This is a genomic window from Nesterenkonia sp. AN1, assembly GCF_000582475.1.
Lineage (GTDB): Bacteria > Actinomycetota > Actinomycetes > Actinomycetales > Micrococcaceae > Nesterenkonia > Nesterenkonia aurantiaca.
Window position 1 is genome coordinate 1 of record NZ_JEMO01000020.1, and the last position, 24,222, is coordinate 24,222.

General features: G+C 63.6%; 31 protein-coding genes and 1 tRNA gene. 5 read left to right on the forward strand and 27 right to left on the reverse strand.

Going from position 1 to position 24,222, the window contains the following annotated elements; translation table 11 throughout:
• Positions 1-132 precede the first annotated feature (132 nt).
• The 5 genes from BG28_RS10875 to BG28_RS10895 form a co-directional block, all read right to left on the reverse strand.
• Complete coding sequence (locus BG28_RS10875) at positions 133-843, reverse strand: DUF3800 domain-containing protein (protein WP_036476649.1); 711 nt, start codon at positions 841-843, stop codon at positions 133-135.
• 25 nt (positions 844-868) lie between these two features.
• The gene (locus BG28_RS10880; protein WP_036476651.1) at positions 869-1,573 is read right to left on the reverse strand and encodes a hypothetical protein; all 705 of its coding nucleotides are present in this window, start codon (positions 1,571-1,573) and stop codon (positions 869-871) included.
• On the reverse strand, positions 1,570-2,064 hold the full coding sequence (locus BG28_RS10885; RefSeq protein WP_051501337.1) for a RusA family crossover junction endodeoxyribonuclease: 495 nt from the start codon (positions 2,062-2,064) through the stop codon (positions 1,570-1,572). The genes BG28_RS10880 and BG28_RS10885 overlap by 4 nt, the downstream gene beginning before the upstream one ends.
• On the reverse strand, positions 2,045-2,551 hold the full coding sequence (locus BG28_RS10890) for a hypothetical protein (protein WP_161634832.1): 507 nt from the start codon (positions 2,549-2,551) through the stop codon (positions 2,045-2,047). The genes BG28_RS10885 and BG28_RS10890 overlap by 20 nt, the downstream gene beginning before the upstream one ends.
• A gap of 253 nt (positions 2,552-2,804) precedes the next feature.
• Positions 2,805-2,999 (reverse strand): hypothetical protein, encoded by a 195-nt coding sequence (locus BG28_RS10895; RefSeq protein WP_036476655.1) that lies wholly within the window; start codon positions 2,997-2,999, stop codon positions 2,805-2,807.
• Between the two features lie 117 nt (positions 3,000-3,116).
• Here BG28_RS10895 and BG28_RS15470 point away from each other — a divergent pair, with 117 nt between their 5' ends.
• Entirely contained in the window at positions 3,117-3,758 is a 642-nt protein-coding gene (locus BG28_RS15470; RefSeq protein ID WP_152539277.1) for a hypothetical protein, read from the forward strand.
• Positions 3,759-3,835: 77 nt separating this feature from the next.
• Here the strand turns inward: BG28_RS15470 and BG28_RS10900 are convergent, their stop codons facing one another.
• The 9 genes from BG28_RS10900 to BG28_RS16845 all read right to left on the reverse strand — a co-directional run bounded on the left by BG28_RS10900 (position 3,836) and on the right by BG28_RS16845 (position 10,611).
• A complete protein-coding gene (locus BG28_RS10900) occupies positions 3,836-4,138 on the reverse strand; it encodes a hypothetical protein (RefSeq protein WP_036476658.1) in 303 nt (100 codons plus the stop codon).
• A complete protein-coding gene (locus tag BG28_RS10905) occupies positions 4,030-6,765 on the reverse strand; it encodes a phage/plasmid primase, P4 family (RefSeq protein ID WP_051501338.1) in 2,736 nt (911 codons plus the stop codon). Before BG28_RS10905 ends, BG28_RS10900 begins: the two co-directional genes overlap by 109 nt.
• A 461-nt stretch (positions 6,766-7,226) precedes the next feature.
• The gene (locus BG28_RS15880; protein ID WP_036476663.1) at positions 7,227-7,928 is read right to left on the reverse strand and encodes a hypothetical protein; all 702 of its coding nucleotides are present in this window, start codon (positions 7,926-7,928) and stop codon (positions 7,227-7,229) included.
• A gap of 70 nt (positions 7,929-7,998) precedes the next feature.
• Positions 7,999-8,826: a hypothetical protein gene (locus BG28_RS10920; protein WP_051501339.1), complete on the reverse strand. Its 828-nt coding sequence runs from the start codon at positions 8,824-8,826 to the stop codon at positions 7,999-8,001.
• Positions 8,823-9,287, reverse strand: a complete 465-nt coding sequence (locus BG28_RS10925; protein ID WP_036476665.1) for a hypothetical protein — start codon at positions 9,285-9,287, stop codon at positions 8,823-8,825. Before BG28_RS10925 ends, BG28_RS10920 begins: the two co-directional genes overlap by 4 nt.
• Complete coding sequence (locus BG28_RS10930) at positions 9,284-9,478, reverse strand: hypothetical protein (RefSeq protein WP_036476668.1); 195 nt, start codon at positions 9,476-9,478, stop codon at positions 9,284-9,286. Before BG28_RS10930 ends, BG28_RS10925 begins: the two co-directional genes overlap by 4 nt.
• Positions 9,475-9,795 (reverse strand): hypothetical protein, encoded by a 321-nt coding sequence (locus BG28_RS10935; protein ID WP_036476676.1) that lies wholly within the window; start codon positions 9,793-9,795, stop codon positions 9,475-9,477. Before BG28_RS10935 ends, BG28_RS10930 begins: the two co-directional genes overlap by 4 nt.
• 325 nt (positions 9,796-10,120) lie before the next feature.
• Positions 10,121-10,357 carry a helix-turn-helix domain-containing protein gene (locus tag BG28_RS16840; RefSeq protein WP_036476681.1) on the reverse strand — a complete coding sequence of 79 codons (237 nt, stop codon included), beginning with the start codon at positions 10,355-10,357 and terminating at the stop codon, positions 10,121-10,123.
• Complete coding sequence (locus BG28_RS16845) at positions 10,354-10,611, reverse strand: helix-turn-helix transcriptional regulator (protein ID WP_152539278.1); 258 nt, start codon at positions 10,609-10,611, stop codon at positions 10,354-10,356. The genes BG28_RS16840 and BG28_RS16845 overlap by 4 nt, the downstream gene beginning before the upstream one ends.
• 142 nt (positions 10,612-10,753) lie before the next feature.
• Here BG28_RS16845 and BG28_RS10945 point away from each other — a divergent pair, with 142 nt between their 5' ends.
• Together BG28_RS10945 and BG28_RS10950 are read left to right on the forward strand one after the other, a co-directional pair.
• Positions 10,754-11,041, forward strand: a complete 288-nt coding sequence (locus BG28_RS10945; protein WP_036476684.1) for a helix-turn-helix transcriptional regulator — start codon at positions 10,754-10,756, stop codon at positions 11,039-11,041.
• A 17-nt stretch (positions 11,042-11,058) separates the two neighbouring features.
• Positions 11,059-12,405, forward strand: coding sequence for a tyrosine-type recombinase/integrase (locus BG28_RS10950; RefSeq protein ID WP_051501340.1), 1,347 nt, complete (start codon positions 11,059-11,061; stop codon positions 12,403-12,405).
• A gap of 776 nt (positions 12,406-13,181) precedes the next feature.
• Here BG28_RS10950 and BG28_RS10955 read toward each other — a convergent pair.
• The 11 genes from BG28_RS10955 to BG28_RS15030 all read right to left on the reverse strand — a co-directional run bounded on the left by BG28_RS10955 (position 13,182) and on the right by BG28_RS15030 (position 21,049).
• Complete coding sequence (locus tag BG28_RS10955) at positions 13,182-13,508, reverse strand: hypothetical protein (protein ID WP_036476687.1); 327 nt, start codon at positions 13,506-13,508, stop codon at positions 13,182-13,184.
• Entirely contained in the window at positions 13,508-13,825 is a 318-nt protein-coding gene (locus BG28_RS10960) for a hypothetical protein (protein ID WP_036476869.1), read from the reverse strand. The genes BG28_RS10955 and BG28_RS10960 overlap by 1 nt, the downstream gene beginning before the upstream one ends.
• Before the next feature lie 7 nt (positions 13,826-13,832).
• Positions 13,833-14,672, reverse strand: a complete 840-nt coding sequence (locus BG28_RS10965; RefSeq protein WP_036476689.1) for a phage major capsid protein — start codon at positions 14,670-14,672, stop codon at positions 13,833-13,835.
• A gap of 101 nt (positions 14,673-14,773) precedes the next feature.
• Positions 14,774-15,094, reverse strand: a complete 321-nt coding sequence (locus BG28_RS10970; protein WP_036476692.1) for a hypothetical protein — start codon at positions 15,092-15,094, stop codon at positions 14,774-14,776.
• Between the two features lie 13 nt (positions 15,095-15,107).
• Entirely contained in the window at positions 15,108-15,539 is a 432-nt protein-coding gene (locus BG28_RS10975) for a hypothetical protein (protein WP_200869329.1), read from the reverse strand.
• 535 nt (positions 15,540-16,074) lie between these two features.
• A complete protein-coding gene (locus BG28_RS10985) occupies positions 16,075-17,376 on the reverse strand; it encodes a phage portal protein (protein WP_036476698.1) in 1,302 nt (433 codons plus the stop codon).
• Complete coding sequence (locus BG28_RS10990) at positions 17,373-19,136, reverse strand: terminase large subunit domain-containing protein (protein ID WP_369797229.1); 1,764 nt, start codon at positions 19,134-19,136, stop codon at positions 17,373-17,375. The genes BG28_RS10985 and BG28_RS10990 overlap by 4 nt, the downstream gene beginning before the upstream one ends.
• 121 nt (positions 19,137-19,257) lie before the next feature.
• Positions 19,258-19,446 carry a hypothetical protein gene (locus BG28_RS15710; protein ID WP_161634833.1) on the reverse strand — a complete coding sequence of 63 codons (189 nt, stop codon included), beginning with the start codon at positions 19,444-19,446 and terminating at the stop codon, positions 19,258-19,260.
• Positions 19,447-19,603: 157 nt separating this feature from the next.
• Positions 19,604-20,305 (reverse strand): hypothetical protein, encoded by a 702-nt coding sequence (locus BG28_RS15485; RefSeq protein WP_161634834.1) that lies wholly within the window; start codon positions 20,303-20,305, stop codon positions 19,604-19,606.
• Between the two features lie 106 nt (positions 20,306-20,411).
• Positions 20,412-20,861: a hypothetical protein gene (locus BG28_RS10995; protein ID WP_161634835.1), complete on the reverse strand. Its 450-nt coding sequence runs from the start codon at positions 20,859-20,861 to the stop codon at positions 20,412-20,414.
• Positions 20,858-21,049, reverse strand: coding sequence for an AlpA family transcriptional regulator (locus BG28_RS15030; protein WP_084479662.1), 192 nt, complete (start codon positions 21,047-21,049; stop codon positions 20,858-20,860). The genes BG28_RS10995 and BG28_RS15030 overlap by 4 nt, the downstream gene beginning before the upstream one ends.
• A gap of 94 nt (positions 21,050-21,143) precedes the next feature.
• On the opposite strand from BG28_RS15030, the gene BG28_RS11000 reads away from it, so the two are divergent.
• Together BG28_RS11000 and BG28_RS11005 are read left to right on the forward strand one after the other, a co-directional pair.
• On the forward strand, positions 21,144-21,797 hold the full coding sequence (locus BG28_RS11000; protein WP_036476706.1) for a helix-turn-helix transcriptional regulator: 654 nt from the start codon (positions 21,144-21,146) through the stop codon (positions 21,795-21,797).
• A gap of 91 nt (positions 21,798-21,888) precedes the next feature.
• Positions 21,889-22,998 carry a site-specific integrase gene (locus tag BG28_RS11005; protein WP_152539280.1) on the forward strand — a complete coding sequence of 370 codons (1,110 nt, stop codon included), beginning with the start codon at positions 21,889-21,891 and terminating at the stop codon, positions 22,996-22,998.
• A gap of 13 nt (positions 22,999-23,011) precedes the next feature.
• On the opposite strand, the gene BG28_RS11010 is transcribed toward BG28_RS11005, so the two are convergent.
• Both BG28_RS11010 and BG28_RS11015 read right to left on the reverse strand, forming a co-directional pair.
• Positions 23,012-23,087: transfer RNA gene (locus tag BG28_RS11010), tRNA-Thr, on the reverse strand.
• 66 nt (positions 23,088-23,153) lie between these two features.
• The gene (locus tag BG28_RS11015; protein WP_051501342.1) at positions 23,154-24,188 is read right to left on the reverse strand and encodes a universal stress protein; all 1,035 of its coding nucleotides are present in this window, start codon (positions 24,186-24,188) and stop codon (positions 23,154-23,156) included.
• Between the last annotated feature and the right edge of the window lie 34 nt (positions 24,189-24,222).

Genomic DNA, 24,222 nt, shown 5'->3' on the forward strand with positions numbered 1-24,222 from the left:
GTCACGCCCTCTTACACCTAGGCGCCTCTAGGCAGGTCCCGCGCGGGTGCTAATGTGGGGTTAGCAGGATAGCCATTCGCTTGGTTATCCCGCATTGCCGAAGCCCCACCCTCGTGTGGGGCTTTCGTGCGTCTAGGGCCAGATGCGGTTCCGCCCCCTCGACCCACTCGCTGCGGGACGTATGGCGTGCCAGAGCTTCATTTTCGTAGCCGTCGCTCGCTCGTCTACTTCCACAATCGTCTTGCACCGGTTGTAGATATAGGTGATCAGATCTGCCGCTTGAAGCCCCAGCTCAAACTGCGAATCCTCGAATAGCATGTTCGGCTCAATGCTTTGGAGCTTGCTGCTCTTGTAGCCGTGTGTGCCGACGATCTGATAACGCGTGAAGTTGCTTCTGCTCACCTCGGCGGTGTGGTGGTCGTCTGCGTGGATCTGGACCCTCTGCCCTGGTCCGGCGCACTCGTCTATCCGCTCGAACAGATACCTAAACGCGACCTCTCGCGCTGGTTCTAGATTCGGATACCCCCGAGCCTTCTGGGCCGCTATGTCGATACCCTCGATAAACACTCTGACCCCAGACTCATTTACAGCGACGAGGGCGTCTAAGTAGATAGCAACTCGAGCCCTCATTCCGAGGCTTTTCCAGGGGCTTTTTGCTGCGCGCATCATGGCGCTTCCATGCAGCTCCTCGGTGTACTTGATTGGGAATGTCTCGGCGTGCTTCCTCATGACAGCCTTGAGCGCCTCACCCATGTCGAATATCTGTTCCTTGCTGCCGACGATCGCGCCGAGAAAGTAGTAGTCCTCATTGCGTTCTGATTCGTCGACATAGGCATGCAGCATCCCCCTATATTCCCACGACGACGAACTACATGGGAGTAGTTCTGGTTGCCCAGTCGATCACTCTCGCGAGCCAGTCCCATTCGTGGAGCGGCCAGCAGGGCATGCCTTGGTGCCAGGTCCCGCAGTCGTCGGGGGTGGGCTCGCAGATCCCGGTCTCGCAGCGGATTACCACCTCCGGGCTCCAGTCGGGGCCGATGGTACGGACCATGAGCTGCTCGCCGGCGCACCAGGGGCAGCTGGTCTTGAGCCGCTGGCCCTCGGTGACCTCGGTCATGTGGCGGGCGGTGGCGGTCTTCATCTGGTCTAGCTTCGCTGCGGTGGTGGCGAGGACCTCGGCGTGCTGGTCGGGGTCGAGCCGGGGTGCTGCGGACCGGATGTAGCGGATCACGTCGGTGGTGGTGGTGTCGGCCTGCCGGGTGAGCTGGACGTGCATGGTGTCGTCGCCGAGAGTGGCGGCGATGCTGCTGCCGGTGCTACGGGCGGTGCGCTGCTGGTCGGTGAGGTCGTCGAGGATATCGATGTGGACCGGTGCGGGGGTGGCGGGGAAGGATGCCAGGTTCGGGTCGGCCCGCTCGGCGAGGACCTCGGCGTCCATCTGCGCCCGCTGCTCGGCGGTGAGGTCTGTCTGCTTCCAGGGGCGGGGGGTGCCCTTGTGGCGCAGCTCGGTGAGCGGGTCATGTGCTTCGAGCAGCCAGGTGGCGGTGCTGGTGATCTGGGCGGTGGTGCTCATGCTGTGTGCTCCTGCAGGTCTCGGATGATGATGTGCGCGCCCGGGGTGCGGGTGTCTGCAAACTGCTTCCAGGTGGAGCCTCCGACGATGTTGGAGTCGTCGATGATGACCCCTGAGCTGGTGAGCGCGTCATTGGTTGCCCGCTCGAGCTTGTCCTTATCGGGTTTCGTGGTGTGGAAGGCCGGGGCGGCTTCGCGCAGCAGGTCTGCGTTGCGGCCGGTCCTGAAGTGACCCTTCGGGCGGGCGAGGTAGCAGATGATGTCGACCGCGATCGGGCCGCGGGGTGCGTGCCAGCCGGCCCCCTCTGCTGCGGCGATCGCTGCGTCTCGAACGTCTTGCCGCCAGGTCTTGACCTTGTCTCCGGCTGATTCGATCATCGCGACCTTTCCGGTGTGCTTGCCGCCTTTCTTGATCGCGATGCCTTTCTTGGATCCCTGGGGGGCGGGAATGCCCCGGACCGTGATGTGGAGTTCAGAAGGGGATGGGCTCATTTGCGGGGTCCTCTCTGCGTGGGGGTGTGATGAAGCTGGGGAATCGTGCGCCGCACTGGTGGGCGGGGACTACCGGGTGCCGGCGGTCCATGTGCATCCGGTCGCGCGGGTCGAGGTTGGTCCCGGTGGCGAGGACTCTCGCGTCATAGGTGCGTCGGCCGGCGAGGAGCACCGCTGTTTCTTCTGCGGGGCTGAGCGGGGTCGGGTCGACCGTGGCGGTCATGGCTGCTCGGTCATCGTCGAGGCCGGTGAGGACTATCGCTCGGCAGCGCTGGCAGTAGTGGAATTCGGCTTTCCGTTTATACCTTTTCGTCGTCCCGTTTTCGTTGAGTTGAACCGCGATCCAGTCGGGGAGTTTTCCGCCGTCCGGGTGGTCGGTGCCCGGCTTGGACCTGGTGGCGGCTGCGGCGGGGATCTCCACACCGAGGTCGAGTTCGAGCTGCTCCTCGCTGATCCCAGACCAGGGGTCCTGTGGCACAAGTGGCACAACTTTCCCTTTGCGCTCGTCTACTGTGCTTTTACCCTTCATCAGGCCTTTTTCACCTCAATCTCTTATATGTGTACTTCTCTAGAAGTTGTGCCACTTGTGTCACTAGGGAGGGGAGATCGTTGTTATAGCGGGGATCGAGGCGGTGGCACTAGGTGTGGCACAACTGGTGGCACAACTCTGGTCCTCTTAGTTGTGCCACCAGCTCGGCGGCTGGCCGGTGGCACAACTGCTGGCACCTCTCTGGTGTGCCTCATCGTTGTGCCCTTACCGCCTGGAGCCTGCTCGCGGTCACATACATGGTGGTGTAGATGCTTTTGGGCCGGCCTGTGCGCACGATCGCGATCGTCCCGTTGTACCGGATTTCTTCTATCTCCCATGGCCGCTTTTCCTTGTCTGTTTTCAGGGCCACTAGACCGTTTTCGTCGAACGCTTCAATGGTTCGCATGTTTTGGGCCTATCCGTAGTTGGCTAATTTCCCCTATGCCGGGTGAAGAATTCGTGTTCGCCGTGGACGCGACATAGCTTCTGGTTTATTGTTAAAAGAAATCAAGAGGAGGCTGCAATGGAAGAGACTGAGGCACTCACCTGGTCGGTGTGGCTCGCAGGAGTCAGCACTTTTGCGGCCGTCATAACCCTGGTGGTAGCTGCATGGTCGCTAGCGGGAAGTCGGCGGGACAGTCGAGAGCGCACGCGCCCTCTAGTAGTTGCTTCGCTGCAGGTTGGACCGACGTTCGTCCACGGTGCGACGTACTTGGTGGTTGGCAACTACGGGGCTACAGCAGCCCGGGACTTGACGCTCACCTTTGATCCCGCTTTGCCAGAAGGCGAAGCGCCTGCGGCTCCGTCTCTGCCGATACGTCGCCATAGCGCGATTAGTATTCGTGCACGTTATGCACAGCCACTCGAAGTTCTTGCTCCAAGCCAAAAACTGATCAATCTCTGCACGAATAGGGCTGTTGAGCAGCGGGAAGGCGATCAAAGTCCTGACCTTCCTGAAACGTTCACGGTGGGTGTGCGCTACCGAGGTACCGCTCGGAAGTGGCCTGGCATCGGGACGAAACATATCTACTTTGAGGAATCCTTCAAGCTTCGAATGGACGCTCACGACCACCAAACGATGCAAAACCCGGGTGATAGCAACGACAAGGAAATCCGTGCCGCCAAGGCCTCGGAAGCCGTCGCGTGGGCGCTCTGGAGTAGCTAGCAGAAGCCCCAGGGCTTCGACTTGGTAGATGATCCAGTTGCGGCCGCGCCGGTCGGGGGCGGTGGTGTGCGGGGCTGTCATGATGCGGCGATGTCCTCCTCGGCGGTCACCTGGTGCATGGTGTGGCCGGGGCGGGGTCCGTGCTGCGGGCAGTAGTGGCGCTGCCCGCGTCCGGACCAGAGGGCCCAGCCGGCGGTGTGGAAGTGGGCCCGCATCCTGGTGCGGGCGTCGCGCTCGGCCCGCCGGTTGGAGCCGTCGAAGTCCTCGGCCTCTATCCGGCTGCCGGCCTGGACGACGTCGCCGCTGAACCCCGCGGTGCATCCTTTGGTGTCGCAGGTATAGGTGATCTGCAGCAGCTTGTGTGTCTCGGTGTGCGCCATGGCGGGGCCTTTCGTGGTGGGGGGGGGTCAGTCTTTGAGCCCGTCGAGGGTGTCCTGGTGGCCGTCGGTGCTGCGCAGGAGGACGCCGCCGTAGAGCCGGGCGCGTTGGTGCCTTTCGGTGCGTCGCGGCCGGTCTGGATTCCGTGCCGGGCGAGGTGTGTGGAGAGCCGGCGTCCGCCGAGGGCGTGCTCGCCGTTTTCCTGGCACCACCGTTCGTAGGCGGCGCGGAAGTCGGAGACCCGGGTGGCCTGTTCGGTGTAGCTCTCTCCGGTGAAGCACTCCTCGGCGAGGAACTGGCCGACGGTGTCTGCGCTGGCCGCATATTTCTCGGTCTCCTGCTGGACCGATTCGGGCTCCTGGCTCAGGCCCTGTGCGGCGTAGCGGACCGCGCCGTCGATGATCCACTGGAGGATCGCGGGGGTGTGCTCGGTGCGCAGCCGGATCGGCAGCTCCTCGTCGACCTCCTCGGCGGGGACCGTGTGCGTGAAGGGGATCAGCCGCAGCCGGCGCCAGAATGCTTCGCCGCCGGACTCGACGGCCGGCTTATCGTTACCCATCAGCCACAGGTGGTGTGTGGGCTCGAACTCGAAGAAGTCCTGGTGCATGTGGCGGGCGGTGACGGTGTCGCCGCCGGTCAGCTCCTTGACCTTCTGCTCGTCGAACTTGTCTTTCTGGTTGACCTCGGAGGTGATCACGAACCGTCGGCCGGCGAGGTCGGCGATGCTGGTGGTGTGCTCCGGGTAGGGGGTGGACATGAGGAAGTTCGCGGGTGCCTTCCCGGCGTAGCTGCCGAGCGCGTGCCTGATCGTTTCGAGGAAGACGCCTTTACCGTTGCCACCTCCGCCGTGGGCGAAGGGCAGTATGTGCTCGCGCACCTCGCCGACCGCGCTGTAGCCGACGAGGCGCTGGATATAGTCGCGGACCTCCTGCTCGGGGAAGGTCTGCGCGAGGAACGCCAGCCAGGGGCCCTGGTCGGCGTCGGGGTCCGGTGCGCAGGTGGCGCTGCGGGTGTGGAGCCTTTCGGGGTCGCAGGGCCCGATGGTGCCAGTGCGTAGGTTCACGATGCCGCCGGGGGTGTTCAGCTCCCAGGCGTGCTGGTCGAGGTCGTCGGTGGCGACGCTGATCCGCGGGTCGGTGCGGGTGGTGTTGAGCATCGCGGTGAGGCCCCGGTCGGATAGGCTGTATCGCTTGTGCCGCAGCACCTTGTCTCCGTCCTCATTGCCTACCTTCTCCGGCAGCCGGCGGGCGGTGTCTTTGGCGAGCTCGCGGGCCCTGCCTCCGTGGGTCGGCTGGGACTCCCACTGGTGGCCGTTCCACACCATCCACTTGCTGCGGTCGGTGTGATAGCGGATGCCCTGCCCGTGGCAGTCCATGAGCGCGTTGGCGTTGGAGTCGTCGGTGAGCGCGAGCCCGTAGCCGGCGACAGGCTCTAGGTCGGGTTGGTCCTCGGTGTCTCGCTTGGACTGGTGATCGGCGAGGTTGACCACCTTGCCGTCGGTGCCGGTCGCCGCGGACCCCGAGGGGGCTGCCGGCGCCGGCGCTGCGGGTGCTGCGGTGGTCGGTGTCTCCGGTGGTGTGATCTGCGGCCGTGCGGGCTCGCCGTAACCGTCTTTGCGGAGCTTCGCGGCTGCTGCGCTATGGTCCCCGCCGTGGTGGAGGATCGCGTAGGCGCCGAACTTGGTTATCGGCTCCTCGGTGGGGAACTCGGTGCTGGTGGTGAACACGAAGAGCCGATCGCGGTCCTCGGCGTGACCGGTGGTGGCGGAGAAGCCGATGCTCTTGCCGGGCCGGCGCCAATAGCTGGTGGTGCCGCGGCTGAATACGTGCGTCCAACCGGCGGGGCCAAGGAGGTCCTGCCAGCTGGTCTTGTTCTCGAAGTCATCGCCCGGCGTGGACCCGTCCTCCGGGTTAGCCGCCGGTGCGGTGGTGTGCGCGTCGGCTGCTGCGAGGGTGCCGGTGAGCCTGTTGCTGTTGCTGGTGGTGGTCTCGGCGGGGCGGCGCATGTCCGTGATTCCGAACAGGGCGTGGAGTGCTTCGCGCTCCTCGGCGTCGATCGTGGCCATGGTGTCGGGCCCACCGGCGATGGTCACCCAGGGGCGTCCTGTTTCGTGGGCGTCTCCGCCGGTGGGGGCTGCGACGAAGTAGCCGCCGGTGCCGCGGGTCTCGGCGATGGTGGGGTAGGTGCGCCGGCCGTTGACGAAGTGGGCCTCATCCTGAGCGAGTTTCGTGTTGCCGGGTACGTCCAGGCCTCGGACCCGGTAGATCCAGTGCAGTCCGCCGGATGGGGACTGCTGCAGCCAGCCGGCCGATACGCGGGCCCATACGTCGGCGAGCCCGGTCTCTGCTGCGGTGTTGGCGAGGTCCGGGGCCAGCTCGGCGTAGTCGCCTTCAATCTCGAGGAGTTCGATGTTGCCGCTGCGGGTGCCGGCGACGATGCCGAGCGCGGTGTGGCGGGGCCGGCCGGTGCTGTCGGTGGTGCCGAACCAGTGAGCGAGGTCGTCGGGGGTGGCGGTGGCGTCGGGCCAGGCGCTGATCGCTGGTCGTTTGGTGCCGTCGGCGTGGACGGGGATCACGTTGATGCCGTGGCGGTGTAGCTCGGTGGCTGCGGCGTGGAGGCTAGTGCTCATGGTGTCCTGTCAGGTGCTCCTCGGTGGTCTGTGGTCGCGGGCCGGGGCCTATCGCAGGGGGGCTACGTCGAATAGGACCTGATTGACGTTGGTGATCGTTTCTCCGCAGGGCCCGCACCTGAATGGGCCGTTGACCTCAAGGAACTGCATCCATCCGGTGCGGGTGTAGTAGACGTGTTTGCCGCACCAGAGCGCCGGGGTCGGCCCCTCGGTGTCGCAGGTGTGGGCTCGGAGGCTGTACTCGGCCGGCCGGGGGCAGGCAGGCTGCGTTCCCTGCCAGGGGCCGGGGTGGCCGACCTCGCATTGAGGGCTGATGCTGTCTAGGAGCTGCTGGGCGGTGTCAGCGGCTGCGGTGGCGTTGGTCATGGTGCGGCCCTCCTGGTGGTGCGATGGTCTGGTGCGGGCCCGGTTCGCGGCTTGCACGCGCAGCCCAGCGTGGGTACTGGTCCGGGCGGCGGGGGTCAGGGAAGGTTGCGCAGGCTGGCGACGACCGTGGCGTCGATGCCGGTGGCGTTGGCGATCGTCATGTCGTCGAGCCCGAGGCCGACCATCTGCTTCGCCTTATCGACCGCGGCCGGGTCGACCTGCGGCTGCGCTGCTGGCTGCTGCGCCTGCTGCTGGACCGCGGGCTGCTGCGCGACCTGCTGCGCCTGCTGCGCGGGCTGCTGCTGGCCGGTCACCTCACCGGTGGCGGTGTTGACCTGCTGCCCGCCGCCAAGGGCGAGGCCCGCGTCCGCGCTCGGCTGCCGGTAGTCATACGAGAAGAGTTTTTCGTCGTTGAGCCGGGGGTTATCCGAGGGCCGATCGTGGGTGTGGGCAGCCTTGAACCAGCCGCCTTCCCGCACATCGGTATCTCCCGCGGCGCGGACCGCTCCGATGAGGGCCTGCTTCTGCTCTCCCCACCACTTGACGTAGATCGCCCGCTCGGTGGTGCCTTTCCATTCCGGGTCCTGGTGGGGCTGCCCGGTGTCTACGACGATGCGCACCTGCTGCTTCGGGTTGCCGTCGTCCCAGGTCTCGAGCTTGTTCGGGTCCTCATAGTTGCGGCGCTGCTGGATATCGGCTGATACCACTCGGCCTTCCACGCTGGTGCCTGCGGGGGTTTCCTTCGTGAACGCGGAAGGGGTGCCGCCGGTCTGTGCGATAGCGTCTGCGAGGCTCATTCTGGGTGTTTCCTTTCGGGGTACTTAACGGGTCCCCCGGCCGATGCCCGGGCCGGGTCGGGTGGTGTGTTTACGCGGTGGCGAAAAGCTCCGCGGTGGTGGAGGCGGGCGCCTGTTTCTCGAACCGGGTGCCGGTGTTGCACCAGTCGCAGAACCGGTAGTCGCAGCGGCGGTACAGCGCCAACGCCGCCTCGATGCCGAGGCTGCGGCGCAGCTGTTCCAGCTGCTCGGTGCGCTGCAGCGTTTCCCACGCGATCCGCGGGTTATAGGGCTCCGACCAGAGGTAGGTGTCGGTGAGTTCCCCTTCCCGCGGGAGGAAGGCGATCATGACCATGTCGACCTGCCAGCCGTCCTCCGCCCAGCCCTTGCCGTAGAGGTGGGCCTGTTGGCGGTACTGCTCCGAGGGGCCGTGGGCCCGGTATCTCTTCATGGAGGACTTCCCGATGATCTTGTGGTCGATCACCGCCTTCCCCCAGGTGTCGTAGAGGTCGGTGCTGCCGTCGATCTCCTGGAACCCGATCGTGCCTACGGTGACCCGCTCCTCGGTGAGGTAGCGGCCGGGCTGGGACCCATCGTCGGCCGATACCGTATTGAAGGTGCGTTCCAGGTAGTCGTGGACCGCGGTGCCGATCGTGGGCTTCCACGGAACGTCTGCCCGCTCTGGGGGCCGGTCTCCGTTGAGCCGGTGCAGGATCGCCCGGCGGCAGTCCTGGCCCATCTCGGAGGGACCGATCCGTGTCTGCTGCGACCGGGGTTGGTTGACGATGCTGCCGATGATCACGTCGAGGTAGGTCTCGCCGACCGCGGTAGCCTCATCGGTCATGCGGTGCTCCCCGCTGTTGGAGGAGTACCGGATCGGGTGATCGACCCCGGTGCTTGTCCTGGCGGTAACCGTCATGGTGTGCTCCGGGCTCGGTCGAGCGCGTTGCCGAAGGCGTGCAGCGCCTCGATGCGGTAGCCGTCGCCGGCGGTGTAGTCGCCGGGGTGCGGCAGGTTCGCTGCGGCGAGGAGGTTTCCCACTCTGTGGAGCAGGTCGAGCGGGCGGCTGTAGTCCTCGTCCTCGCCGAGGAGGACCGCTATCTCGACCGCCGCGTTGGCGAGGTTGTCGAGGGCCCTGGTCGCCGGCTCCGGCTGTGTGGGGGAGGGCTGTTGGTCGTCTCTTGCCTCGGCCTCGGCTACGTCCTCCCGATACCAGCCGCGCAGGGTACTGATCATGTCCATAGGCTCGGCGCCGAGATTCACGCTGCGGCGCGATGCTGGGCTGGTAGCTGCTGCGCGACCTATGGCCCGGGTGATCTCTGCGTATCCCTCAATGGCGAACTGTGTGGGTCCGAGGATGGGGGTGGGGCGGTTGCTCATGCGTGCTGCTCCGTTCCTAGCGGTGTTTCGCGGGCGAGGGTGACGGTGGCGTATATCGCGACCGCCGCTGCGGCGAGCTGCGCTCCGTTGATCGTGAGAGTGGCGAGCCCGGCGACCATGAAGGCCGTGCTGGCCAGCAGGGCGAGGAACGCGAGCGCGGTGCGGCGCCGGTGTCTTACTGCCGGGTTCACTTGATGCTCACTTTCTTGTCGCCCTCGGTGGACAGGGCCTCGACCTCCTTGGGGGAGAGGTGGCGGCGAATCTCTTTGGTGTCGGGGGCGGTCTTGTAGAACTCCGGCCGCTGCGTGACCGGGTACTGCTCCGCGAAGCGCTTGGAGTCCAGCCGGCCGTTACGGCTGATCTGGACCTGCAGGCCGGCGAGGTCGTGTGTGCCGTACTCCAGATCGCGCAGGACCTTCTTGATGTCGTCCATGCGGGCGAGGTCGGGCTCGACGTTGGCCTGGAGCGCGGCGTACTCGCGGACAAGCTCCTCATGTGTGCTGGTCATCGTGTGAGTCCTTTCCTGATGGGGTGTCGTGCTCCGGTGGTGGGCAGTAGGGGCTCGGCCTTCAGCTCGGTGGCGAGCGTCTCCCAGGCGCTCATGTCGGGCAGGACCGGTATCTGAACCAAACTCCCCGCCTGGTGAGCTGTATTTAGCTCACCTTGGTCAGGCGAAAGCCGCCGGGGGGTGCCGGTGCTTTCCTCCTGGGCGGGTGCGGGTGTTTCTGGGAGCGCTGCGCTGGCGTTGCGCATGTACAGGCTGGCCATTCGCGGCTGCCCGGTGCGGAGGCAGTGTTGCGCTCGGTCGATCAGCTCCGCTGGCGTGCTGGGGATCATGCGGCAACCCTGCGGCTGCGGATGTAGGTGCTGAGGTCCTCTGGGAGGACTCTTGTCTTCGGTCGAAGGTTGCTGCCGATGTGAATGGCGGGGATGCTGCCGTCGGCGATCCGGGCGTACACAAAATCTTTGCCCGTGCCCAGCTGCTCGGCTACGTCTCGAACGGTGAGCAGAAGGCGGGGGGTGGGTGGGGTGGTGTCCCTGCTGAGTGGTGTTGCAGGTGCGGGGATCATGCGGGGGCTCCTTCCGGGGGTATGTATAGGGCCTGCGGACTAAGTTCCAGGTACTCGCTGATGCGCTGAATTTCTGCGAGGGTGAAGTCGTGTTTTCCCGCAAGCCACCGATGCGCGGTCCGGGTGCTGATCTGTTGGCTACGCGCAAATTGGTAATGGTGGACGTTCTGCTCTGCCAGTGTTGCTCTGAGAAGCCCTGCTAGCCGTCGTGAACTTTCGGGGACCGTCTGGGGGGTTCGGTGTCTATCTGGCATATCTTTACGCTAAACAATATTTAGCTCAGCCCTCAACTTTATAGTTACAACCGTGTGTTTATAGCTCAGAAGCTCGCCAAGCGGTCCTGTTCAGGACGCTATAAGGTTCACTGAGCTAAAAACCGGTGTTAGGATCACGCTCATGGTTAACGACAAAGAAATAGGGTCATTGGCCCGCGCCGCTGTGCGCGAGATCCGTGCCCACATGGCACGCCAGCAGCCCCCCATGACAGGACGCGACCTCGCCGACCGCACCGGTCTTAGCCAGAACTACGTCGCGCGCCGACTCCGCGAGGACATTAGTCTCACATTGAACGATATGGAAGTGATCTCGTCTGCCCTTGGCTTGGACCCTGGCCGACTGTTCGCCAACGCTGTCGAATCCGCTAAGGCCGACGAAGCCGACCGCATCAGGCGCACCGCCGAATAGATTGGGGGGAGCCCCGCATGGCTACTCGCAGGAATAACCGCGAGGGTACGAAGCCGTACAAGACCAAGGATGGCCGGTGGCGCGCGGACTTCACTATCGGCTACGACCCCACCACCGGAGCCCGGCAGCGGAAATCCGTATATGGCAAGACCCAGGCCCTCTGCTCCGCTCGGCTGCGCGAGGCGCTCCGGTTGGTAGAAGACGGTGTCGTCATTCCCGGTAAAGCCCCGACCCTCTGGGAATGGCTGGAATTCTGGCTCTACAACATCGCAGAGGACAAAGTCCGGCACACCACGTTCCGCAGCTATGAGTCCATGCTGCGCAAATGGGTGCGCGATCGCCGCCTGGCTAGTATTCGCCTCGACAAGCTTCAGCCGGAGGACTTCGAGGTCCTCTATCGGCACATGCGCGATTCCGGGCTAAAGTCTGGTTCTATCGTGCGGCTGCACCGGGTTCTCGCCCGCGCATTGAAGGTCGCCGTGCAGCGCAAACGCCTCGGCCGGTCCCCGCTCGAGATGGTGGAATCCCCAAAGGGCAACGAGGATAAGCCCTTCGCCGCCGAGGTCCTCACTCCTGCCGAAGCGCGCGACCTCATTACCGCCGCAGGTGAGTTCGCCCTGGCCGACGGCGTGCGGTGGATGTACGGGCTGACCCATGGCCCTCGGCAGGGTGAAGCGCTGGCCCTCGGCTGGGACAAGGTCGACCTCGAAACAGGCCGCATCGAGACCGACCGCTCGCTCTACCGGCGCCGCTGGCAGCATGGCTGCTCCGACCCCGAGAACTGCCCAGGCCCGGGCGGCAAGGCTCGCTACTGCCCACAAGCCCACGGGGGTGGTCTGTACTTCGGCGTAGTGGAGTCCAGCGCCTCGACCCGGACGAACTATCTGCCGGCCCCGCTGTTGGAGAGGTTCCGTGCTCTGCATGCGCAGCATGTCGAGGCGGGCCGGCCCAGCTACACCGACCCCGCCGGGGCCTCCGTAGAGCTTGTGTTCCACCAGGGCGATGGTCAGCCGTGGACCTCCGAGGCCGACCTGGACCGGTGGCGTGCCTTCCTCGCCTCCGCAGGTGTCTCGCCTATGCGAGTCCACGATCAGCGGCATACGGCCGCGACGATGCTGCTGCTGCAGGGCGTGGATAAGCGCGTGGTCATGGAGATGATGGGTTGGTCGCAGATGTCCATGCTCAATCGCTACCAGCACGTCATGGAGGACCTCCTGCGTGAGGCCAGCGGGAAGATGGGGGACGCGCTGTTCGGCGGCTCATCGGCGCCTGACCCCCAGCCCACGCCGCCTCCTGAGCCCGAGCCCAGGACTGATTCCACAGTGGTCAGCTTCGCGGACTTCGCTGCCCGTCGGGCGGGCTGACATCAATAAAGGCCGTCAGAAAGGCCGTCAGACCGAAAATGGCCCCTCTGGGAATCTTCCCGGAGGGGCCTACTTCGTTGATTTGGCGGGGTTTTCGTGGAGCCGCCTGCCGGAATCGAACCGGCGACCTATTCATTACGAGTGAGTGTGCATCGAGTCTCTGGCCAGCATTGATGTGTATCTCCCCATGTCAACTAGGTTTAGTAGGTTGGTGGGAGACGGTCAAGAATGGTCCCAACCGGAGCTACTGCGGACTGACTGCGGACTGGCTCACCTGAAATGCGGGAGGGTGAGTGGTCAGGTGTCCCGCCGTGGGAAACCTGGCGGTCGCGGTCCACGCTTGACTTGGTGACTCCGACCACCGGCGAAGGTTCAGGTGTAAAAACTTTTACACCTGATCTGTCATTGCTCACCGTCATGTGGCTGGCCCCGACCACCGGCGCGATTGCCCTGGTGCTCATCCGCTAGGTGGGTTCGCACCTGAAATGCGGGAGGGTGAGTGGTCAGGTGACACATCTGGTGTCACCTGGCGGTCGCGGTCCACGCTTGACTTGGTGACTCCGACGATGGGGGCAATCGCCCTGGTGCTCATCCGCACCCTCACCTGAAATGAGGGGTGCCGGTTCAGGTGTTACCACGGGTAACACCTGCCCACAAAACGAACTGGACCCCTACCTTGTGGGGAGCCGATTTCTCGGGTGCCCATCCTCAGTAGAGGTCCAGTCGGCAATTACCGGCTACCGATTAGCCACTTCTTAGTATACCCCCTAGGGGTATTAACCGGTGACCTTCTCGGTGACGAATTCATGGTGATGGATCCGGCCTCTGAGCGTCTGAGGCTGGATCCCGCCGTCTACTCTGAGCGTCTTGCCCTGCCAGATGACTTCGCGGGTGCCGTCCACGTCGAAGCCTTTGGGGAACTTCAGGATGACCCGGTAGCGGCTGATGACCTGATCCGCATTGGATTCATCCCCCGGCACGGTGGTCGAGGCGTCAACGTGTGCGGGGATACTGATCTCGGTGTTCTTGAAGATGGGCTGCCCGTAGTCGTCCCAGCCTGTCTCTTCGCGGCTGACGACGGCCACACGGTCATGGAACAGCATCAGGCCGCCCGCTTCCTGTATCGGTTCAGGACGAAGGTCTCTGGGAGGGTCCAGCCGTTGAACGCCCCTGAGATTCGCGCTGAGCCTGCCGCGTAGTGCAGCTGCTCGGGGTTCGCTACCAGGCGTGCTGTAGCGGTGGTGATGACCGCAGCGATGTCTTCGGAGACGTCATGCCCAATGAAGCCAGCGCCGCGAGTGTAGGCCCGCGCCATAGCTTTGATGATGGGCAGGTGTTCCCCGGCCAGAGCGACAACCGTGGGGTCATCACTGAGGCCGAGGAACGCCGCGACATCCGCACCTGTTGGTGTGGAGGTCATGTCCATGTCAGACCGCCGTGCTACCGAGGATAACGACGCCTTCGGGGTGGAGCAGTCCGAGGTCGAACCGGGCGGTGACCCGGATGGCCTGCTGGTCGAACTCGGCGTAGCGCTGGTCCAGGATCTTGATCTGGGGGTTGGTGTCACGGGCGACGGCGACCTGTGAGATGTCCGCCAGGACTGCTTTCCCTGCTGGGACCTTGTTGGACACAGTCACCGGAATGTTGAACAGCCGGTAGGTCGCGTCACGGGTCATATCCGACTCCAGCAGGTAGCGCCCGTTGTTGTCCTTGAGCTTGCGCACGGTGATGAAGTCCTGAGCGTTGAGGAACCAACGATTCGGGGTGACCTCGGCCGCCGTAGTCACTGCCAGTGCGTCGAGGAATGTGTCTGCGCTGGTGAGGTCCAGCGGTGCACTCTGGGTTCCGGGCTGGTTGAAGATGCCGGTCACAGAATCGTTGATGCCGTCTCCGTTGAGGAACGCGTCATCAATCATAGATGACACGTCGTTGACCAGTCGGGAACGCAGCACAGCGTCAAGGCCGACCACGGACTGCCGGGCCAGCTCATTGGAGTACCGGGTGATGACCTTGACCGACTTGCGGCCTTCGGGCATCAGCCGGACTTCATCGAACTCGGCGGTGTAGCCGTCCGGGATCAGCTCGGACTCTCCCACCCATGCGGGGGTACCGGAGCCGACGAGCTTGGGGATCCGCAGCGGTGAGGCGGTGTCGAAGATCCGGGGTCCAGCGGCCAGCACGATAGAGGCTGTTTCGAGCGGCTGGATCAGAAGTGAGGAGACCTGCTCCTGGAGCAGTTCGGGGGTGTCTGTGGTGTTCAGTGCCATGAGAAAAGTCCTAGCGATGAGAGGGAATGATTTCTTCCTCGTGTCACCAGGACTACTGAGAGGGCCGGACACCAGGCCCGACCCCCTCATTTTAGCATATACTAGACGTGTTTGAATTCATATTCATCGAGTTTTTTGGACTCGTCGCCTGCTAAACTTTCGTGCATTGATTCGCCGGGCATAAAGTCACCCTGCTGCAAGTAGTCCTTCACGTGTCGAAGTCCGTTAATAAAGCCTTCAACGTGACCTTCTCCGAGCATTGAATACTGCATCTTGTCCATCTCGAACCTCTTCGCCCACCTCTCGATTAGCTTGCCAAGAACTAAGTGCTCGGTGAACTGTCCCGGATACTGATCCATCAATCGGTCGAATTGTTCTTGGGAGAATCCAGACTCGTGCTTGAAGTTCAGGTAGTCACTCATTGTTTCGTCCCTCCTAGTTGGCTCCGGCTCGGAGTAGTCCGGCTAGGTCCACTGTAGATGTGTTGTGTGACACAGTCCCCTGTCCGATGTTGCCGAACGGTTTCCGCGCCGCGAGGTGAGGCTTCCTGGTCAGCAGCTCATCAATGGCCGCCGTGAGCTTCTCAGCGTCTTCCAGGTGCTCATCGGAGAACTCCAGGTCCGACGGGTCCGCGAGCCTCCCAGTGGCTTCCACGCGGCTCCTGTGCAGCCCCTGGGCCAGCTCGTCCGCCCGCTGCGCCCGCTGCCTGAACTTCGCGTTCTCGTCCCGCAGCTTCTCCACATAGGACCGAGGAAAAGTGTCGGGCTCATCAGGGGTGTCATTAGTAGTGACATCGTCATCAGTGGCGTCGGTAGTAACGACATCCTCATCCGGGGTCTGCTCGTCGGTGATCTGTTCTTCGGTCACTGGTCTTCTCCATTCTCTGAAACTGGAACTGCGATACACCGGCACCCTTTGTGATGCCACGGTGGAGTACTTGTGGGAAGAACGATGTCGGCCATGTCCAGGCAGATAGGGCACCCGTCCGGTTCCACGACTCGGCGGGAGTACCTGACCCCCTGATCTCGCATAGCCCGGTTGGTGGTCTCCTGGTAGGCGTCCATCACAATCGCGGCCCCCGCGATCCCCATAGCGATAGCCGGGGTCTGAGCGAATGACTGCGTACCCGTCTGCTCCAGGAGCTGATCTCGCGCCGCGCCCTCCAGGTCGAACGACGGACGGGCCGTAGAGGTCGATCGTGGACGCCTAGAGAGCCGGGACAGCTCCGCAGCGACCGCCAGCACCGCGACCGAGGACGCCGCCTGAGACCTCCGTGTAGCTTCGGTGGTTGCCAGGGCCAGGAACTCGTCCCAGCTGATCTCCCCCACCTCGTGACGGGCATACAGGCCCGCCAGACGCTCCCGTGCTGTGTCTGAGAGCCGTGCAACCGTGTCGTGGATACTCATGCCAGCAGCGCCTCCAGATCCGTCCCAGCGGTATCCAGCGCCTCAGCCCGTCGTGAGTCCCGGATCCGGGTGATCTGGTCTTCGGTGTAGCCCAGCCGCTCCAGCGCCGCCGATGCCGGGAGCAGACCAGCAGTGAACAGTTTCACCACCGCGTCGGCTTCCTGAGCCATAGACCGGGTAGCCGGATCCGCCCAGAGAACGCTCACCGCCGCCCGTGACGGGTCCGTGTTGGTCCGCACCGCGTGGGCCAGGTTCATCACCTGCTCCCACCCCCGCCCGAACTGGTGCTGCCTCTGCTCCACACGTGCCGTCAGCGACGCCTCAGCAGCCCGAAGACCATCCGCGTTCGGCGGCTGATTCGCCACGATCCCGGTGTAATGACCAGGCAGGGACGAGACCGCCATGATCTGGCTGACGATGGTCCGGATCGCGGTCTCATAGCTGTTGAGGTCCGCTGCTGGGAGTTGCCCGAACTTCGCGTCCGGGGCTTCGGCGATCATCATCCGGTTGGACTCCGGGTAAGGGTTCTCAGCTTCGCCGTCCTCGTCCTCCTCCAGTTCGATCCCGGTCGCGTAGCGCCGTGGCCGGGCGTAGTACTCGGATCCCACCATGAGGTCCGCCAGCAGCTTGTTCAGCGAGTCCTGGAGCGGGATCACGTCCCGCAGCTCCGATACCCCTTCGTCGAGCAGCCGGTCACTGTTGCGGAACTCCACCACCGGAACCACACCCAAAGGGTTATCAATGGACTCACTGACCTTGAACTGGGCACCGGCGGTGGCGTTCTGTGAGTCTGAGACGTAGCGGATGATCTTCTCCGGGCCATACAGGACAGCCTCTGACCCGGTTGCGGTGTTCCACTTCTTCACCGCTGCCACCAGTCGCCGTGTACCCGGATCTCGCAGCGCGGTCACCTGGTGAGCCGACTCCACACTGATACTCGGTGCCCCCGTGCTGTCTGCCCAGATAATCGCATAGGCGGTGCCCAGGGTCAGAGCTTCACGGTGCAGAGTCCCCGCTAACTGGTCCAGATCATTGCTGGTCCAATCTGCCCACAGCGCCGGGTCAGGCTGCCCGTCGCGAGTGAACCCGGTGATCCGCAGCCGCTCCGCAATGGAGGTCACGGTCAGTCGGCAGAAGTTCGACGCAATATGCCCGAACCTGTTGCCCAGGGCTTCACGGGCCTCCGGTGTCAAAAACGCCAGCGGCGGATTCCCGTTGTAGTACTTGTCCAACTTGTCGAGCTTCACCGTGCGCCCGTCGATCTCCTGAATCAATGCCTGTAGCTGTGTAGTGCTCATCGTTTAAAACTCCTAGCTCGTCTGCTCTTCTTCTTGGTCATTGCTCGCCACTGCGCCCGTGAATGTCCCATCACCGCACACGCCGCGAGGTCGATATGTCGTGTGGTGTGTTTGCGGGACTTATCCAGCCGGACCCCCCGCTCGGTCTCATTCACCACCGCGTTGCCGATGTGCTCGGCCAGTCGTGGATCCCCAGAATGCGTGACCTGCCCGTTGATACACGCGTTATAGAAGTCCGTCGTCGCCGGGGTGATCCGCGCAGCCGACCAAGGAAACTCCGTGATGGGGATCCCCTCCTTCTCCAGGACCTGCAAAGTCCTGGTCCACCGGAATGGGTCTGCGGTGACCTCCAAGACGTTCCACCGCTTACACGCCGCCCGGATCGCGTCCTCCACCTCCTCCACCGGTACCCGGTAGCTCTCATCATCACCAGGGGGTTCCCACAGGCCCACCACGTCGAAGTGAGGTTCCATTCCGATACGGGCCACCAGGACACCTGTCGCGTCGCCGTTGAACGATCCATCCAGGGAGATCACCACGTCCTCCCCCTCCGCGATCTCCTCCCCCGTGTTCAGCTCCTCCCAGCGGCCATCAGGCAGGAACGCCCCCGTCGTCTCGGTGACGAACTGACACAGCCTCGCCCGCCTGAACGTGGACTCCCTGGTCTTCGGCGGCATCAACGCCCGCACCGTGTCCCGATTCAGGAAGTCATCCAGAGCAGGGTTCGCCAGCTCCCAGCAGTGCTCACAATCCACCGGATGATCCGTGAACCCCGCAGCGGAGAACTCACGCCACACCAGCGTGTGATCCTCCGGATGCTTACGGTGATAGTCCCGCAGATCAGTCAGCACCGAATCATGAGGATCAGGTCCAGGGGTCCCGATCCCGATCATCGTGGACCGTTCCCGCTTACCCTGAGCCAGCGCGATCACCTCCCACACATCCCGGTTGACCACACCGACCTCGTCCACAATCGCCAGGGTCGGATCCAGGCCCTCCAGCGCCTTCGGTGAGGCTGGCATGACCTGGAATGTGGAGCCCTTCCCAGGCACCTCCAGACGATCCTTGAAGATGTGAACCCGTGTGCTCAGATCCTCATTCAGCTCCACCATGCGCGCCGCCGTGCGGAACACGATTCCCGCCTGCTGCTCATTCACCGCGGCCACCACCACCGACGCCCCCTCCTCACCGAGGATGAGGTCATAGAGCCCGAGAGCGGCCACCAGAGACGACTTCCCCTGCCCCCTCGGGAGCATCCAGCCCGCCTGTGTCGGCAAAGGGTGTGCGTCCAACACACTGCCCACCAGATCCAGCTGCCAATCCCGCAGCCGCAGCGGAGAGCCCGCCCCATAGCCCTTCGGAACCCGGATGAACTTCTCCGTGAACTTCCCAAACCGAGCAGAACCAGTGACCCTAGGCCGGAAAGGAAGCGGAGACTCATCAGCAGCCCGCTTAGGTCCAGCTTTGACCATCACGAACCCCCTTGTTGAGAACCTAATGAGAATGAGTCGGTAATTTGGCCTACCGGCCCGAGTCTCGGACGGGTGTCCGGTGACCCTCCTCCCCCTGGTCTGGCTTGACCGCGTGCCACGTTGCAGGGAGCGCAGACGACGCCGCCGGTGTGTTCGAGGCCGATGGGTTTGCCGTTGAAGTGTCGCCACCAGGTTTCTTCTGTGTGGTCGAGCTGGAGATCCTGTGTGGATCCACAGTCGGTGCAGAAGGGTTGGAGCTTGCGGGCTTTGCGGGAGAGGCGCGCCCATCGGGACCCGTAGCCGCGTGCGGTGCTGCTGGTCTTCTTCGGTCGTTGAGCTTTCCGGACTTCAAGAAGGTGTTCATCGCAGTAGCTGTTCTGTGATGGTTCTCCACAGTTGAGACAGATCTTCACGCGCTCACCTGACTGTCGAGTCGCTGAGCTTCTGGTGTGTGCTCCAGCTCGTCGTCAGAAGCAGTGGACCCGATCAGCAGCGGTCCTTCCTCATGGCCGTTCGCGTTGATGATCTTGTTGCGCTTGATCGTTGTCATGGTCAGTCCTTCCAAGTAGCGGCCCGAGCAGACCAGCAGGACGGGCAAGGGCAGGAGGTCTCACCGGGGCCACGATGAGGACGAGGGTGGGCCATCATGTCCAGGGCCACAGGGGCCAAGGACGCATAGGGGCCACCAGGAGCCAGGCCCGCGATATAGGTACAGGCGCAGGGCCAGTACCCGCAGCGGAAGCAGGTCACCGAACTCACGCGGCCCCCTCCCTCATCGCCGGATTCCTGAACTGGTTAAAGTCGTACGGCCGAGGCCCATCAAGGGTTCCCGAACTGTGGAACCCCTTCGCCGGTGCACCATCCGGCCACAGCTCATCCGGCCCAGGGGCGTGTCTACTAGACACCTCCCCATTGGTGACCGGAACAGTAGACCGGTCACCGACCTTTTCGGTGGCGTCAACAACATGATCCGAGTTTTTCCCGGAGCCGGGAAGATTGTCAGGGGTGCGCACATTCGCGTACCCCCCATCAGCAGCAGGCGGCGAAGTCGGAGCCGGATCCGAGGTCGATCCAATTTCGCCAGTATCAAGGTCTACTTCTTCAAGACCAGGAGCCAGATCTTCCTCTCCTTGCCTTTCCTTTCCTTGCCTTTCCTTGCCTTCAACTGTCACGTGACTGTCACGTGACTGTCCCCGTGACTCAGGGGGTTCAGGGTCCTCTTTCTCCTTGGACCTCTTGCGGGCCTGTCGTTCACGTTCACTCTTGCGCCGATTATCCAAAGCCGCCTCCGCATGGGCCGATGAGGTCTGGTACTTCTGGAAGTCCACGACCTGGTACCCGTCCTCGGTCTCATTCCATAGGCCGAGTTTCACCAGCTCTTCTGCGGCGTCTGTGGAGGAGAAGGGGACTAGCGGCAGGTCCCCATGTGAGATCGCGCCGTCCGTCATGTTTGTCACTGCCCAGGCTGTCCCGAACACGAACTGTCTGAGCGCGGGCGCGCTGGTCCTGAGGACCCTCCGGTCCATCAAGTAGTGCGCGGGAAATCTGGAATCCATAAGGGGATCACCACTCGCGGATTTTCATGCCCGACAGGGACTCATCCGATGGTCGGCGGCGAGGCCACGCCTGCGTTGCGAGGGCGAGGCTGCGCGCCGTCTGACCGAGGTCTGCGCCATAGCTGGCGACCTGCGTAACTGCGCTGACCAACCGTGACGGGGTGACGCCGATCATGTCCGCGAGGTAGATGATCTCGCGTAGGGTCCAGTCGCTTTCTCCGGTGAGCCGACGATGTGCGGTGCCGCGACCCATATGGGTGCGTTGACAGATGATGTCCTCGGCCTGGTCACCGAGCAGTTCGGTCATGAGGTCCGCGAGTCCGTGGCTATAGGCCGCCGAGCGGATAGAGTGGTTCATAGCGGATGCTCCTTCGTGAGTGTCTGAGTTAAGAGCGACCTGGTGACTGTCTTGGCGGGCGGTGCCAGGTCGTTCTTTTGTCTGATGGGTGAAGCTCATGCGCTCACCTTCTTCGCTTCGGCCTCGAACTTGGATTCGATCCAGTCGATAACGTCTTGCTCTCGATAAAAGACGCGCTTGCCGAGTCGAACTGAAGCCGGTCCTTCTCCGCAGTGCCTCCAGTACCGGAGCGTGGATTCTGGGAATCCGTACTCAGCGGCGATATCTGCCGTGCTCTTCAGCTTCATGCCTGAACCTTTCTGTTTCGGTGTTATCCAACACTAGAAACGATACCACAACCGAAATGGTGTCAGGCAACAACATTTTTGGTAGCCTGCTCTCATGCCAGATGACGGAAAGATCCACGCTGACTTCTACTTCCGACGCAATATGAAGACGCAGCGGGAGAAGCAAGGTTGGAGCCAAGCTGCGCTAGCTGAGAAGTTGGAAGCCTCCACAGGCTTGTCTCTGCATCAGCAGACGCTGCACAAGATTGAGTCAGATGCTCGTTCAATCAAGCTGGAAGAGGCTGCTGCTATTGCGCGATGCCTGGGGCTGTCTTTTGATGACATGACCTCCGGGCTCATGGAAAGTGCGCTGGTCGATTCCATGGCGAAGGTCGCTGATCGGGCACAGGAGTTCGAATCTGCTCTGCGGCGCATGTGGGAAGCGCAACTAGCGCACGCTATCCTCGACGACGCTTACCGAGCCGCTGGGGTGGCACCGCAGTGGCTCGGTCCGGTGGCATATGTGGACTATCCAGTGCCGGGAGGTCTGGGGGCGTTGGAAGATTGGAAGACATTGGGCGGCTTGAAGGCTGCTCTTGTCAGGGTGAATGAACAGCGGGCGGTAATGCCAGAGGAGGTTTTACCGCACATCGCGAGTGAGGACTCAATAAGGTTTGGTCCGGACCCGAGTGTTGCCCACTTCTATCGTTCTCATCCATACCTAGCTGAGATTGACGGGATAGGTGGCCTTCTTGCCTCAGCGCCGTAATCCCCGCCTGGGTGTCGAAGATCGCTGGCACCGGGCGGACAAGACGCGCTCTGCCAGCTATGGGAAGGGCAAGCGGTGGCGCGCCCGATGGGTGGAGCCGTCAGGAACTGAGAAAGCCAAGGCGTTTGACCGGAAAGTAGACGCCGAGAGCTACCTACAGAACGTCACCGCCTCCATGGTCAGCGGCCAATACGTGGCACCAGAAGGCGGGAATGTCGTCACGCGGGAAGTTCTACAGCGGTTCCTCAGTGGCCTCGACGTGAAGTACAGCACTCTGCTGGGCTACAGGTCCGCCATAGATGCACAGATTATGCCCCGGTGGGGAGACGTGCCCTTGAAGGCGATCACCGCCTCAGATGTCAAGGCGTGGCTTGTGTCGATGCAGCGTGGCAACCCAGAGGCGCGGCTGAAACGGGAGCGCGACGGCCTGACATCCGGGTCGGCGCGGAAAACAGGCCAGGTCCTCAGCATGGCGCTCGACGGGGCAGTTCATGACCGGCTGATCTCCCGCAACCCAATGGAGAAAGTCAAGCTGCCCAGGCAGGGGCAGCCACGGCAGGGGATGAGCCTCACAAGAGACCAGCTGCACGCGGTTGCCGACGCGATGAGTTCAGACGCTGACGGGGTGCTGACCCTCGTCCTCGGATACACCGGGCTGCGCTGGGGTGAAGCTATCGGGCTCACCGTGAAATCCGTGGACTATGAGCGTCGTCGCATCCACGTCCGGCGGACATACAGCGAGGCCGGGGGATCAATCCGAGAGGAGACCCCTAAGAGTCATGAGGCGCGCTGGGTGCCCTTCCCGCCGTTCCTTGCCGTCGAGCTGGGCAGGGTGACCACCGGCAAGGCCCAGGCGTCGGACATCTTCACCACGGGGCAGGGGAGACCCATACACGGGACCAACTGGATTCACCGGGTCTACCGGCCAGCTCTGACCAGGGCAGGTATCCCCGACGCTGAGAACCGGGTAATCCACGATCTGAGGCACACCTATGCCAGCCTCGCTATCAGGGCAGGGGCGAACGTGAAGCAGCTCCAGAAGGCGATGGGCCACGCTGACGCCACGATCACGCTCAATCAGTACGCGGATTTATTCGAAGATGATTACGCCGATCTGGGGGAGCGTCTAGAACCTCCTGCGGACTCACTGCGGACTAAGGGCTCCGGAGACGACGAAACCCCCGATCATAAATCGCTCTGACCAGGGGTTTCAGTGGAGCCGCCTGCCGGAATCGAACCGGCGACCTATTCATTACGAGTGAATCGCTCTACCGACTGAGCTAAGGCGGCGTGGCACCGCGGTGGGGCGCACGAGGGTCTACTTTACTGTGGCACCCCACCGCGGTCAAAGCTCGCTCAGTCGTGGGCGGGGACCACCATCACCGGGGTCGTCGCGTGGTGCAGCAGCTCCCGGGAGACCGAGCCAAGCAGCGCACTGCGCATGCCTCCGTAGCCCCGGGTGCCGACCACGGTCAGCTGTGCCCGGCCGCTCATCTCTTGGAGCACGTTGACCGGGAAGCCCTCCTCCACGGTCCCGATGACCGAGAGCTCCGGGAACTGTGCCTGGATCCACCCGACCTCCACGTCGAGCTCCTTGTTCAAGTCATCCACCCGGGTCTGGACCATCGCCTGCTCGCGGGCCGCGAGCTCCGGGTACCACATCGCGGCCGTGGTCAGCGGTGGCAGGGCCATCACCAGATGCAGCCGGGTGCCGTGGCTGATGGCGGTCCTGGCGCCCTCCACAGCGGCTCGCCGGGAGTGCGGGGAGGCGTCGATGCCGACCACCACAGGCCGGGTGTCGGCGGTGCTGATCGCCTCTGCGCCCTCGCCCACGCTGGCCTCATCGGTGTGCGGGACCACCACGGTGGGGGAGTGCGCGTGGCCTGGCAGGGCCGCGGCCACCGATCCCAGGATCCGCCCGGTGAACCCGCCGCGGCCGCGGCTTCCGACCACGCACAGCTCCGCGGAGCCTGAGAGGTGGACCATCACCCCGGCTGCATCACCGTGCTCCAGCCGGTAGGTGACCTGTCCGGGGTGTCCGGCCAGTCGTTCCCTCGCCACGTTCAGCGTCTTCTCGGTCGCCTGCCGGGCCAGAGTCTGGCCGCCGGCGTCCGGAAAGCTCTCGAGGTACCCGCTCACCGCCGGGGGAATGGTGAAGGAGCTCACCACGGTCAGCGGGAGGCCGCGGAAGTGCGCCTCCCGTGCCGCCCAGCGCAGGGCCGAGGTGGCGTTGGGTGAACCGTCGAACCCGACCAGGACCCCGAGCGGGCGCGGGGCCCGGGCCTGTTCATCGGCCGCCGTCGGCTCCGCCGCGAGGGTGGTGTGAGCATCGTGCTTCGGGGTGGAGTCGGGTGAGGTCGCTTCGGGGGCGAGTGGAGCTTCTGAGTTCATGGCAGCGTCCTAACGCAGATCAGCTGAATATGGC